Origin of the sequence: Chryseobacterium bernardetii, assembly GCF_003815975.1 — a bacterium.
Lineage (GTDB): Bacteria > Bacteroidota > Bacteroidia > Flavobacteriales > Weeksellaceae > Chryseobacterium > Chryseobacterium bernardetii.
In genome coordinates, this window is record NZ_CP033932.1 from 85,161 (window position 1) to 98,319 (window position 13,159).

The following is a 13,159-nucleotide window of genomic DNA, read 5'->3' on the forward strand; positions in this document are numbered from 1 at the left end:
TTCGGAAGTTTTTCTCTATTATGATTACTTAACGTACATTGCTTTTTTAATTTCCTCTTTTACTTTTTCAAGCTTAGGGAACCATTCTGCAAATAATGCTGCTGAATATGGTGCTGGTGCATCAGGAGTAGTAATTCTCTTGATTGGAGCATCTAAATAATCGAATGCTTTCTGCTGTACCATATAAGTAATTTCAGAAGATACCGATCCAAATGGCCAAGCCTCTTCTAAGATTACCAGTCTGTTTGTTTTTTTAACTGATGTTAAAATTGTATCAAAATCTAAAGGACGAACAGTTCTAAGGTCAATAACTTCAACTGAAATTCCTTCTTTTTCCATGTCTTCAGCTGCCTGCATCGCCAGCTTCATGATCTTACCGAAAGAAACTAAAGTAACATCTTTACCTTCTTTTTTGATATCTGCTTTTCCGATAGGTAAATAGTACTCTTCTTCAGGAATTTCCATTTTATCACCGTACATTTGCTCAGATTCCATGAAAATAACCGGATCGTTATCCTGAATAGCTGTTTTCAATAATCCTTTTGCATCATAAGGGTTTGAAGGTACTACCACTTTAAGTCCAGGGCAGTTAGCAAACCAATTTTCAAAAGCCTGAGAGTGTGTAGCTCCTAATTGTCCTGCAGAAGCTGTAGGCCCACGGAAAACAATTGGGCAGTTCCACTGTCCACCACTCATCTGACGGATCTTAGCCGCATTATTAATAATCTGGTCAATTCCTACCAAAGAGAAATTGAATGTCATAAATTCTACGATAGGTCTGTTCCCATTCATTGCAGCTCCTACAGAAATCCCTGTAAATCCAAGTTCTGCAATCGGGGTATCGATCACTCTTTTTGGACCAAATTCATCCAGCATTCCTTTTGAAGCTTTATATGCACCATTATATTCTGCAACTTCCTCCCCCATCAGGTAAATGGATTCGTCTTTACGCATTTCCTCGCTCATTGCCTGCGCAATTACCTCACGAAAAGTATATTCTGCCATATTTTCTTGAAAAATTTAGACTACAAAAATAGTGTTTTTTTATTATACACATAATAAAAACGCGTTTCATTTGAATGAGATGCCTCAATATTAATAATAATTCAAAAAGGATGTTTTGCAGGAAAAGGGAGCTGAAAGCCGGAAGAGGGAAGGTATTAAGGTTAAAAAAATACTGAAAATGTATTTTTATTGGCTTTTATTACCTGTTTTATTATAAAACCCTGACTTGATTTTCAAAAATAATATATATTAACATTCAACTCTTCTTTCACAACTTTTCTTACATTACTTTTCCTCCTGAAGACTCAATTCTTTATAATTTTTCCTAAGGTCCTGTAAAATTTTCCCGTAAGTTTTTTTATAGATCACATAAAGGATGTAAAGTGCAATCAGCACACAAATCCCGAAAATCACATAATTTACAACCCCAGGCACCATTGTATCAGGATTGGCGGGTAAAGCTTTTGTATTATAATTACTATTATAACCATCCTTTAACCCTGCCATAAAATCTCTTGTATTATGGTCAAACTGAATAATATTATCGGTAAGTGCCAATATCAATGAAATGCCTGCATACGCCAAAATAAGGGTTCGCATATTTAAAATACTTTTCATTAATCTGACACTGTCCTGCCCGGTTTTCATTTTACGAAACAAAAAGATGATTGCAGCTGTAAAAATAAAGAACATAGCCATTCTTATATAAGGAAATTCCCTGTTAAGATATCCGTACAAAGCCCATAAAACCATTTCACCTAATCCTATAAATAATAATGTCTTAGTTACGGAAACAGATTTATGCTTTATCATATTATAAATATCATGATCGGAATATTCTTTAAAATCGTCTGATTCCTTATTCCAGTCCTTTTTCAGCAATTCCAGTTCGTCCATTTTATTTTGTGTTTATTATGTTTTTTAAATTATTTTTTGCCCTGTTCATTTTTACCCTTGCGTTGCCTTCTGTAATTCCCAGGATTTCCCCAATCTCCTTGTAAGGTTTATCTTCCAGATACATCATGATTAAGGCTTTTTCCACATCAGATAAGGTGTAGATTGCCTTATACATTGTTTGCAGCTTATCCCCATCGTCTTCGTAAGATTCATATTCCATTTTGAGAGATGAAATATCAATATCAACCGCTTGGGCATTATTTTTCTGAGGTTTCCTGAATAATGTAATAGCTGTATTAAGCGCTACACGATACATCCAGGTAGAAAACCTGGCCTCTCCTTTAAAACCGGAAAAGGACTTCCATAACTGAATCGTGATTTCCTGAAAAAGGTCTTCATGATCTTCAGCATTATTTGTATATATCCTGCAGATCTTATGGATAAGTTTCTGATTGGGCTTAAAAAATTCTATAAATGTTTTCTCCTGTCCGGTGCTCATATTCTATAAGTGGAGTGATTTTATTTTCGTTACACAATTTTTCAAAAAAAAATGACATTTCATTTCTGAAATGTCATTTTAAAATTTTATTTAAGCTTATATTAATTAACTTTCTCCCAAACCTGGGTTCTACCTAATAAAGATAATCCCAAATACCCTCTTACGTTAAGCTTGTCTCCGTTTCTTGTAATGGTACATTTATAAGTTTTTCCTGTTTTAGGATCTGTAATATTACCTCCGGTAAATTCATCACTGTCTTTTTTCAATCCTCTGATGATTTCCAGCCCTAGAAGCGGTTTTCCTTTTCTGTCATCTTTACAGGTTGTACAGTTAGGATCTGCCGGCTTTGTTAATAACTGAGAAATCTTTCCGTAATACTTTCCGTCAGACTTCTTGAAAATCTCCACAATAGATTTAGCCTGTTTGGTTTCATCATCTATAGTTTTCCACTTTCCTTCTATCTGGGCAAACGTCATCACACCAAATAAAGAAAGTGCGAATGTTAACATTATTTTTTTCATATTTCTTATAGTTTTAATTTTAATACAATATACTTTCTATGTATTGATAAAAGTATAAATTAATTTTTTAACAAACAAAAACTTTTATTATACAAAGCATAAAAGGATAATAATGCATTGGTCTAATTTAATTTTCTGTTGATCACCCTATCCATATAATCCTGATACCATGCTTTTGCGATCTGTTTTCCATGTTCTGCTTCAGGATTTTTTAACTGTCCAAGCAGATTTTTTTCAAGGGCAAGATCTGTTTTCTGGTATATTCCCACAATATCCTTGCCATCAAAACGATAAATATAATTTCCAATTATAAACTGTTCATTATTCCCGTCAGAATTTACCATGATGCCAGGGTATTTCTTTTCGCTCACCAGGCTTCTTCCCCAGCTTCTGATAGGCTTATTATACCCAATTAAATCGGCAAGTGTTGGATAGATATCTATTTGCTGCGCTATCTCCGGGTTTTCTCCTTTAAGGTGATATTCCGGATTCGGAGAATATAAAACTAAAGGAACTGCAAAACGGTTCATTGCTTTTTCATACTCCGGATAATAGATCTGATTGGTATGATCTCCTGTGAAAACAAAAATCGTATTATGAAACCAGGGTTGTTTTTTAGCAGTTTCAAAATATTTTTTGATTGCATAATCCGTATACTGTATCGGCTCATGTATTTCTATTTTCCCTTTTTTGAATTTCCCCTGATATTTTTCAGGAATTTTAAATGGATGGTGAGAAGAGGCTGTAAACACAGTAGTCATAAAAGGCTGTTTTTTCCCTACATTTTTAGCAAAATACTGAAGAAACGGTTCATCCCATATTGCCCACATACCGTCAAAATCCTCATCATGATTGTATTCTGTTTTCCCAAAATAATGTTTAAATCCTAAAATATTTCCAAATCCAAGAAATCCCATAGAACCATTTGGAGCCCCATGATAAAAAGAGGTATCATAGCCCAGATCATTACAGACCGAAACGATAGACTGAATTTTCTGATTAGAATAAGGAGAACCTGTAAAAGCATCCGTAAGGCTGGGAATTCCGGCCAAAACGCTGCTCATCCCGTGAATAGACTGCCTTCCGTTTGCAAAGGTATTAGGAAAAATAAGACTCTGTGTTGCCAGGCTGTCCATAAACGGAGTATAGGAAACATAATCTTTAATATTCTTATCCTTATTAAAAGCTCCGGAATATTCCCTACCAAAAGATTCTACAATGAAAATAACAATATTGGGCCGGTTTTCCACCTTCCTGTCATAAACTTTATAAGGCTGTACATTTTCTTCAATAAATTTTTCATCTACAAAATGAACTTCCTTGAAGTTATTGGTATTTAAAGTTCTGAAAAATGAGAAAGTACTGTTGAGTACCAGATTTCCCTGTAATGGATTGGTTACAAAACGAGTGGCATCTACCATATTGATAGGTCTTGTACTATGCTTGAAATCTCCCCTGATTCCACCTACCACCAAAACGGCGGCAATACACAAAGTAACAATGGAAGATAAAAAATAAGGCAGTAACTGAACCGGCTTTGCTTCATCAACCTTTACTTTTTTATAAAGGAAAATCCATAATCCCATTAAAACAATAAACCAGATCAATACAAAAGGATGCTCGCCGACAGAAATCATCAGCGTCCGAGAAACATTTGTTTCATGCTCTGCCACCTGAAATACAGCTGAAGTAAGCCTTGACTGGGAAAACTTATAGTAAATAAAATCCCCGAAATTCATACCATATGCCACTCCGTTCGTCAGAAAATAAATCCAGAAAAGCACTTTCTGAAATCCTTTCTTTGTATTGATGACTAATGGTAAAAGGCTTAACAGTATAAATAGTGCATTCACATACAGAATTGCCGTGGTATCGAAGGCTGTACCATGATAAGCCAGTTTAAGATACTCTGAAACAGAGTCTACCTTAATGAGGTCTTTATTAAAGCTCCAAAATAAAAGTCTTGCGATCTGATAAAAAACATAGGCTAAAAAAATTCTGTAAAGCAGTGCCAGAACTTCCTGTTTTCTAAATCCTTTTAAAAATTTCATGGGGCAAATTTACATCAAAATCACTTTATTGCGTTTTTTAGTGCATATAATTTTGAGTTAGAATTTTTAAAAACAGTAATTTTGTACTTATGGATTTTATAAAGAATAATCTGGCTAATGCCTTGACCCTGGCCAATCTGTTTGCAGGCTGTGTGGGTGCAATACATCTTATTTTAGGAGACTATCAAACTACGGCAATATGCCTTATCCTCTCCTCTATTTTCGATTTTTTTGACGGATTTGTAGCCAGAGCCCTAAAATCAAACTCCAATCTGGGACTTCAGCTTGATTCCCTTGCAGATATGGTAAGTTTTGGAGTGATCCCCGGAATTACTATCTATAAAGCTTTAGAACCATTCGGAACAGAGCTTCTTGGGCTTCATTTTCCATTCGAAATTAAATATATAGGATTAATAGTAACTGTCTTCTCTTGTTTAAGACTTGCGATCTTTAATCTTGATGAGGAGCAGAGATATTATTTTAAAGGATTAAACACTCCAACCAATACAGTCCTTCTTTTTGGATTATATTATGCTTTTAAGGAGACCGGAAATTTCAGTTTCCTGTTTGAAAATGCACTGCTGCTTATCAGCCTTGCATTCCTTACTTCATGGCTGCTTATCAGCCCCATCAAAATGATGGCCATGAAGTTTAAATCCAAAGCATTAAAAGACAACTATCCAAAGATTGTACTGTTGATTGGTGGAATTGCCATTCTTGCTATCTTCAGGATTGTAGGAATTCCTTTACTTGTCATCTATTATATGCTGGTATCTTTTATTTTCCAAAGACAATTAAAATAGAAATCAGAAGACAGAACACTTTTGATTCCCAATAAACATATTTCCAAATATTATTGATTAACATGAACTTAAAACTCCATAAACCACTTTGTATTTTTGACCTGGAAACTACAGGAACCAACATCGGAAAAGACAGAATTGTTGAAATCTGTATCCTAAAAGTAAATCCTGATGCTTCCAGAGAAAGCAAAACCTGGCGTATTAACCCGGAAATGCCCATTCCAAAAGAGTGCAGTGAAATTCATGGGATATACGATGAGGATGTAAAAGATGCACCTACCTTCAGAGAAATTGCATCTAAAGTTATGGAAATGATTACCGGTGCTGATCTTGGAGGCTTTAACTCAAACAGATTTGACGTTCCTCTTTTAGCTGAAGAATTGTTAAGAGTGGGAATGGATTTTGATCTTAGCAAGTTCAGATTGGTTGATGCACAGACCATCTTCCACAAAAAAGAGCCTAGAAATTTAGGAGCAGCCTATCAGTTTTACTGTGGAAAAACATTGGAAAATGCCCATTCTGCAGAAGCTGATGTAATGGCTACTTTTGAAGTTCTGGACGCGCAGGTGGGGAAATATGATGATATTCCGAATGAAATTGCACCGTTAAGCGAATTCACTTTCCACAATAAAAATGCGGATCTTGCCGGATTTATCGGGTATAATGATAAGCAGGAAGAAGTATTCAACTTCGGAAAATATAAAGGGCAAGGTGTAAAAGCTGTGTTCCAGAAGGATCTTGGGTACTTCGGATGGCTTCAGAATGCTGACTTTCCTCTGTATACCAAGAAAGTATTCACCAAAATTCAACTGTCTAGCAAATTTTAATTATGTCTGATCTGATTCGCTTTAAATTTTATGAAACAGCCCTGGAAGCTAACAGAGACAAACAGATTCTGGAAGAAAACGGGATCAACAGTTTCATTGCGAATGAACAGCTTATTCAGTCGGATTGGCTGCTATCTCAGGCGGTAGGCGGTATTCAGCTTCAGGTGTTTCAAGAAGATATGGAAAAGGCTGAACAGATCCTGCAGGATTATAAAGATAACGAACAGTATTCATTAGAAGTAGAACACACTATTGAAGACCCGGAATTTGATTTTGTCTGCCCAAAATGTGGTTCCAATCATATCTACAGAGATGACAGGGCTACCAGTTTTTTTGGCATTTCATTTCTCACGAGCCATAAGTTTGTATGCTATTACTGCGGAAATGAATTCACGCACGAGTAAGTACCACATAAAATATGTACATTAATCAGAAGACTGTCTCGTTCCCTACAATGACACAGTTTGAAAATAAATAAAGAATTATGAAGATCATCTGCATAGGAAGAAATTACAGCGAACACGCTAAAGAATTAGGAAACGAAGTTCCGGAGAACCCTGTTATTTTCATGAAGCCGGATACGGCGGTTTTAAAGGGAAATGATTTTTATATCCCGGAATTCTCCAATGATATTCATTACGAGCTGGAAGTGGTGCTGAAAGTATCTAAAGGGGGAAAATATATTCAGAAAGAAACCGCTCACAAACATTATGATGAGCTGAGCTTAGGGATTGATTTTACGGCCAGAGACCTTCAGAGTGAATTAAAGTCAAAAGGATTGCCATGGGAACTGGCTAAAGGGTTTGACGGTTCTGCTGTGGTAGGGAATTTCTTTAAAAAGGAGAACTTTGATCTTAACAATCTGTCTTTTTCTCTCCTGAAAAACAGAGAAAAGGTTCAGGACGGAAATACTAAAGATATGCTTTTCCATTTTGATGATATTATTGCCTTTGCATCTCAATATTTCACGTTAAGAGTAGGAGACCTTATCTATACAGGTACTCCAAAAGGAGTTGGAAAAGTAGAGGAAAATGATATTCTGGAAGCCTACCTTGGGGAAGAAAAACTACTTGATATCCGAATATTATAAGTATTTAACATAAAAGTCTGGTAAATTTTTCTTATCTTTAGGTAACAAAATGAAAGTCTATGATAAATATTGTATTACCCGTAGATTTTGGGGATAAGACAGACCAATTGGTGGACGGTGCCATAAAATTTGCAAAACAGCTTAATGGCAGAATTTACCTGATCCATGTTGCACCATCAGATATCGGATTTGCGATTGGTGATATGGGATTTCAATATTTTCCGGAAGTGGAAGCCAATGAAATCAGGGAAGAATTGGTTCAGCTTAATAAACTTGAGCAAAGAATCATTGCCCATGATGTCGATTGTGAGCATCTTTTAAAACAAGGGCTGGCAAAAGATATTATCCTTGAGTATGCCAAAGCAAAGAATGCTGATTATATTGTAATGGGATCACATGGAAGAAGCGGAATTTATGATGTGTTTGTAGGAAGTCTTACCAAAGGACTTACAAAAAGCTCGAATATCCCGGTTTTGGTACTTCCTATTCACGACTAAGTAAAGAAAATTTTAATCGTTAGTAATAAAAAAACCGATCAAATAAATTATTTGATCGGTTTTTTACTATATAACCAATTAATTAACCTTCTTTTTTATAGATATTCGGATCGTAGTAAGGATGCTTACCTTCCGTTGGAGAATAATAGTCTTTATCTTTATCGCCACCTAGCGTTACAACCAGCACGTAGCACCAGTAAGTAAATAATACACAGCAAACTATAAATAGAATCCAGTTTAAAACATTTCCAAAAGCATCAAAGAATCCGAAACTCCATTTGAAAACTTTGCTTAAGAATAGAAAGAAAGACGTCATTATTTTCCTTTTTTAAATTAACTTTGTACAAATTTATAAAAAATGTTTAAATTACTTTCAAAAGAAAGCAATATTTTTTCAATTCCTGTTTATATTGGTTGTCTTCTTTTAGTAGTCGTAATATTTAACATACTGAATTTCAATACTTACGAAGCGATTATTGCCGGAATTACGTTTCTGGGAATTGCTTTGGGATATTTTTGTTTCCACAGTGTTGCCCTTAATTATCAGACCCATCTTCCGTTATTTTTATATACGTTCTTTATTTTTGGGCTGTATCCCGGTAATTTAGACATAGGAATTGCGGTTGCACTGCTAACGAACTCCTTCCTGATCCTACTCTTAACCAGTGCGGATGAGGATATAAGGAAGAAATCTTATGTTCTGGTGGGAGCCATTGTTGCCTTAAACTTTATCTTTCTACCAACCACCTGGCCTATGGCTGTTTTTGTAATTATCCACGTAATTGCTACTTCTGCCAAAATAGGCTTAAATCTTTTCAGGTTCCTTCTGGGGATTATACTGATTGCATTCAGTTACTTTTCTGTGATGTACTTTGTTCAGTTCACTTCATGGAATATTGATTATTTTCCATTTGGAAGGATGAAGCCAGTAACGGATTATACAGAGCTGTTTCCTTTAATCCCAGTAGTACTGATGCTTATTTATGCCGTATATGACCACTTTCAAAACTATAATAAGAAAAGCCCGATAAGCAGATATAAATATACTTTTCTGCTGGTCTTTTCCCTGGCTCAGCTTATTACCATCATTCTATATATGAATAAAAGCTATGAATATTTGTTGCTTCTGGCATTTCCTTCAAGTATTATTCTGAGCAGAATGATGAGATTCTTACCCAAATATTGGATGCAGGAGGCCAGCTTATGGCTTATTATTTTAAGTTTACTTACCTTTAAAGCAGGTACGTATTTTGATTTATTTTAGAAAATTATGATTCAGATAGACGATAAATTGATTTCTGAGGAAATCTTTTCCGAAGAATTTGTGTGCAACCTTACCAAATGTAAGGGGGCATGTTGTGTGGAAGGTGATGTTGGAGCTCCACTGGACAAAAACGAGCTTGAAATACTGGACGGTATTTTTGACAAAATTAAACCTTATCTTACTCCCGAAGGCATTAAAGCACTTGAAGAGCAAGGTACCTGGACTACCGATCCACACGACGGAATGTATGTTACTCCCATGGTAGAAAACCGTGAATGTGCTTATGTAACTTTTGATGACAAAGGAATTACGAAATGTGGTATTGAAAAAGCATATGAAGATGGTGCTGTAGACTGGCAGAAACCTATTTCCTGCCACTTATACCCTATCCGTGTTACGGAATACTCTTCATTTACAGCTTTAAATTATCATGAATGGAATGTATGCAGCGATGCCTGTACGCTTGGAAAAGAGCTTCAGGTTCCTGTTTATAAATTCCTGAAAACACCATTGATCAGAAAGTATGGTGAAGAATTTTATAATGTTCTGAGCGGAGCTGCCGATGAGTGGAAGAAAGAATATGGTTCTTAAATAACCTTTCTTTACATACAAAAGCCGGAAATTAATAATTCCGGCTTTTTTATGTAATCAGTATGAAAACTTGGAGATGAAAAATTGAAGTACTACTGAACCTTTAGCGTCTGATAGTCAGTCTGATCAATACTACTAAAATTGAATAATTGTCTTCAATAACTTCCAGCTTCTCACCTCAGGTTTCCTTATTTTACTTATTTAAAATCCGCATCCGTTACTCCTGAATTTACTGTAACTTTAGTGGTTTTAATGTTTACCTTCTGGCCAGCTCCTTCTGCTTCTACATCAGCAGGAAACTGTAATCCGTCTACAGTCATATAACTTTTTATGGTTACATTTCCTTCTCCCGCAATTGTTTTATATAAAAGCCCTGTTGTAACATCAAAATAAAATTTTCCTTTATCTGAAGACAATACATTATAGTCTTTTCCATCAAGTTTTTCTACAGTAACATCCTGAAAAGTAGCTCCGTCAAAGGCTAATGCATCCACCGGTCTTGCTTTTTTAAGCTCAGCAACTTTGTCTGCAGGAATTGCTGTTTTGTTTCCCATCTGATCAAAATATCCTTTTTCCCCATCAAAAAACTGAACCATCTGCTGCCCCATCAATGACTGTACAGATTTAAATTTGTTCCCCATTTTCTTGGTGGTCATGCTAATCTCCATTCCCTGAGCAGACATGGTGTTCTCCATATAAAGAGTTTTTACACCCTCCAGCTTTTCTTTTCCTCCTAATGCTTTGAAGTAGTTATCCAATACTTCTTTAGCTGTTAATTTTGATTTTACAGCCTCCGTTGTTACAGAAGCGGCATCTTTCTTCTGAGCTGCTGCCGGAACAGAGAAAAGTACGGCACAGAAAAATGGAATGATGATCTTTTTCATATACATAATAAGTTTAAAGGGTAAATATAGGAATATTGCCGGACATGAATTATAAGTAATGAGGAATAAATGATAGGAAATATGTGATAAATGATGAGTAATGCTTGAAGTAAGGATTAGAAGATGAAAATAAAAAAAACCGTCAACGGATTGACGGTTTTGAAATATTTATATCTGGGTATAATTATTTTTTAAGCTCTTCTAAAAATTCGTCGTGAGAAATTTTAGTTTCTTTTTTGCTGGCTTTTTCAAGAATTACATCTTTTAATTTAGCCATAGCTACTTCAGAAGAGATTTGTCTTACCTGCTCCTGATCTTTCAACATTTCAACAGCATATTTCTGGATCTCCTCATCTCCTAAGTGGTGGATTCCGTAGATTGCCAATTGATTTTTCACCAATTGCTCAGCCTGTGCCAATACATCAGCATAGTCAAGGTTGATTTCGTTATCAGTCATCAATTTACCTTCGATGATCTGGTATCTCAATTGGTTTTTCTCAGCTTCAAGGATTTCTTTAGCCTGCTCTTCAGACTGGATGTTCTGGTTAGAGAACATTAACCATTTTACCAAGAAAGTTTCAGGAAGCGCTACTTCTTCTTTTTCAGTAACCTGCTCCAATACTTTATTCACGAAGTGAACGTCAGCATTTTGCTGGAAATACTCATCTAATTCAGCTTTAACTTTTTCTTTAAGCTCTTCTTCAGACTTGATGTTTCCTTCTCCGTATACTTTGTCGAATAAATCCTGGTTAAGTTCAGCTAAGTTTAATGAATAGAAGTCTTTTACTTTTACTTCAATTTCATTGTGGTGTAGGTGTTCTACTTCTTCTTTGCTGAATCCTAATTCTTTAGCCAATTCTTCATCCCCTGCAAGAGTTTCTTTAGTTACTTTTACAGATCCATCCATTTTCAAAGCTTTTACCAATTTGAAAGCTTCTTTATTTTCAGCTGTAATGGTAATGTTTTTTGGGTGGTGGTGGTGCTCTCCTTCAGCATCTTCTTCCACAACCTGAGAAACTTCTAAAGCGATGTAAGAATCTTTAGTGATTTTATCTTGAGGAACCTGCTCAGCGAAACGCTTCTGCATGTTTTCAATGCTCTTGCTGATTTCTTTTTCAGAAGCTTCAACTTTGTAGTGAGGCGCTTCATATTTAGCTAAATCTATAGTAAATGCAGGCTCATATCCTACTTCGAAAGCAACTTCCAGCTGATCAGCATTGTAATCGAATTCGTTTACTGGCTGAGGAATAGGCTGACCAACTAATCTTAACTTGTTTTCGTTAACATAATTGTTCAAAGCATCAGAAACCTGTCTGTTGATTTCTTCAAATGCAATTCCTGCTTCATATTGTTTTTTAACCATACTCAAAGGCACTTTCCCTTTTCTGAATCCAGGAACTTGCGCATTTTTAGCATAATTAATCAATTGCTTCTCTACTTTTTCTTTGTAGTCAGATTTTTCCAATGTCACTGTAAGTAATGCACTTACATCATCATGGTTTTGTGCGGTAACCTTCATTATTGATTAAAATTTTAGGTTGCAAAAATAGGAATTTTTTATGAAAATCACTCATTTAAAATCAACTAATACAGCCAAATATTGTTAAATAAAAAACCACCGAGAGTTTCGGTGGTTCAAACAAGATTAATTATTCCTAATTACTTAGGTTATATCTAGCTTCTGCATCGGTTTCCCCTCCTGTTACGCTTCCCCAGGCAGTTCCTGATTTAGCGTCATTTACACTTTCCGGAGAGTGGATAAGGGTTAATTTTAAGAATGGCGCATCACCGTTTATCGCTTTTGTAACCGTCCATTTTGTTCTTAGCCCTACTCTTTTTCCATCGTTTCTTAAATCTCCTCCATCTTGTCTTTCTACTGTAATATCAGACTTCGGAAAATCAAAAATCAAAAAGTGTTCATTTTTAGCATCAATAATTTCCTTAGTAGCATCTTCATTACCGTTTCTGAATTTTGCTTCAACAATGTAGCTTTTCCCATCTTTAAGAGGAATAGTGGGTGTTCCACCGGCACCAATACTGTAATCATAAGGAATTGTATTTGTAGTTCCCTCTTCTGTTACCAGCAAAACAATGTTAGTAAGTTCTTCCTGAGGAAGATCATCTTCTTCCGCAGAGCCATTTCTCTGGCAGGAAATAACCGTAGTAACAGTAATAAATAAAACAGCCAATAATTTGATAATATTTTTAGTATTGAATAGTTTGTTCATTT

The 13,159-nt window shown here is 35.5% G+C and carries 16 protein-coding genes; 7 read left to right on the plus strand and 9 right to left on the minus strand.

The window, feature by feature from the left end; translation table 11 throughout:
• Positions 1-24 precede the first annotated feature (24 nt).
• The 5 genes from EG339_RS00410 to EG339_RS00430 all read right to left on the minus strand — a co-directional run bounded on the left by EG339_RS00410 (position 25) and on the right by EG339_RS00430 (position 4,973).
• Entirely contained in the window at positions 25-1,005 is a 981-nt protein-coding gene (locus EG339_RS00410; RefSeq protein WP_123868369.1) for a pyruvate dehydrogenase complex E1 component subunit beta, read from the minus strand.
• A 285-nt stretch (positions 1,006-1,290) separates the two neighbouring features.
• On the minus strand, positions 1,291-1,902 hold the full coding sequence (locus EG339_RS00415) for a hypothetical protein (RefSeq protein WP_123868370.1): 612 nt from the start codon (positions 1,900-1,902) through the stop codon (positions 1,291-1,293).
• 1 nt (position 1,903) lies between these two features.
• Positions 1,904-2,401 (minus strand): RNA polymerase sigma factor, encoded by a 498-nt coding sequence (locus EG339_RS00420; RefSeq protein WP_123868371.1) that lies wholly within the window; start codon positions 2,399-2,401, stop codon positions 1,904-1,906.
• Positions 2,402-2,502: 101 nt separating this feature from the next.
• Positions 2,503-2,922, minus strand: a complete 420-nt coding sequence (locus EG339_RS00425) for a DUF2147 domain-containing protein (RefSeq protein ID WP_123868372.1) — start codon at positions 2,920-2,922, stop codon at positions 2,503-2,505.
• 122 nt (positions 2,923-3,044) lie between these two features.
• Entirely contained in the window at positions 3,045-4,973 is a 1,929-nt protein-coding gene (locus EG339_RS00430; protein ID WP_123868373.1) for an LTA synthase family protein, read from the minus strand.
• Between the two features lie 89 nt (positions 4,974-5,062).
• Here EG339_RS00430 and EG339_RS00435 point away from each other — a divergent pair, with 89 nt between their 5' ends.
• The 5 genes from EG339_RS00435 (at position 5,063) to EG339_RS00455 (ending at position 8,190) form a co-directional block, all read left to right on the plus strand.
• Positions 5,063-5,776, plus strand: a complete 714-nt coding sequence (locus tag EG339_RS00435; protein WP_123868374.1) for a CDP-alcohol phosphatidyltransferase family protein — start codon at positions 5,063-5,065, stop codon at positions 5,774-5,776.
• Positions 5,777-5,838: 62 nt separating this feature from the next.
• Positions 5,839-6,603, plus strand: coding sequence for a 3'-5' exonuclease (locus tag EG339_RS00440; protein WP_123868375.1), 765 nt, complete (start codon positions 5,839-5,841; stop codon positions 6,601-6,603).
• Between the two features lie 2 nt (positions 6,604-6,605).
• Positions 6,606-7,007, plus strand: coding sequence for a putative signal transducing protein (locus EG339_RS00445; RefSeq protein WP_123868376.1), 402 nt, complete (start codon positions 6,606-6,608; stop codon positions 7,005-7,007).
• A gap of 80 nt (positions 7,008-7,087) precedes the next feature.
• A complete protein-coding gene (locus tag EG339_RS00450) occupies positions 7,088-7,693 on the plus strand; it encodes a fumarylacetoacetate hydrolase family protein (protein ID WP_123868377.1) in 606 nt (201 codons plus the stop codon).
• Between the two features lie 59 nt (positions 7,694-7,752).
• Positions 7,753-8,190, plus strand: a complete 438-nt coding sequence (locus EG339_RS00455) for a universal stress protein (RefSeq protein ID WP_123868378.1) — start codon at positions 7,753-7,755, stop codon at positions 8,188-8,190.
• An 82-nt stretch (positions 8,191-8,272) separates the two neighbouring features.
• On the opposite strand, the gene EG339_RS00460 is transcribed toward EG339_RS00455, so the two are convergent.
• On the minus strand, positions 8,273-8,506 hold the full coding sequence (locus EG339_RS00460) for a DUF6341 family protein (protein WP_002976854.1): 234 nt from the start codon (positions 8,504-8,506) through the stop codon (positions 8,273-8,275).
• Positions 8,507-8,548: 42 nt separating this feature from the next.
• Here EG339_RS00460 and EG339_RS00465 point away from each other — a divergent pair, with 42 nt between their 5' ends.
• Positions 8,549-9,454: a DUF6427 family protein gene (locus tag EG339_RS00465; RefSeq protein ID WP_123868379.1), complete on the plus strand. Its 906-nt coding sequence runs from the start codon at positions 8,549-8,551 to the stop codon at positions 9,452-9,454.
• Between the two features lie 6 nt (positions 9,455-9,460).
• Complete coding sequence (locus EG339_RS00470; protein WP_123868380.1) at positions 9,461-10,045, plus strand: DUF3109 family protein; 585 nt, start codon at positions 9,461-9,463, stop codon at positions 10,043-10,045.
• A 197-nt stretch (positions 10,046-10,242) separates the two neighbouring features.
• On the opposite strand, the gene EG339_RS00475 is transcribed toward EG339_RS00470, so the two are convergent.
• The 3 genes from EG339_RS00475 to EG339_RS00485 all read right to left on the minus strand — a co-directional run bounded on the left by EG339_RS00475 (position 10,243) and on the right by EG339_RS00485 (position 13,157).
• Positions 10,243-10,929 (minus strand): hypothetical protein, encoded by a 687-nt coding sequence (locus EG339_RS00475; RefSeq protein WP_123868381.1) that lies wholly within the window; start codon positions 10,927-10,929, stop codon positions 10,243-10,245.
• A gap of 184 nt (positions 10,930-11,113) precedes the next feature.
• Entirely contained in the window at positions 11,114-12,448 is a 1,335-nt protein-coding gene (locus EG339_RS00480) for a trigger factor (protein WP_123868382.1), read from the minus strand.
• Between the two features lie 136 nt (positions 12,449-12,584).
• Positions 12,585-13,157, minus strand: a complete 573-nt coding sequence (locus tag EG339_RS00485) for a hypothetical protein (protein WP_123868383.1) — start codon at positions 13,155-13,157, stop codon at positions 12,585-12,587.
• Positions 13,158-13,159 lie beyond the last annotated feature (2 nt).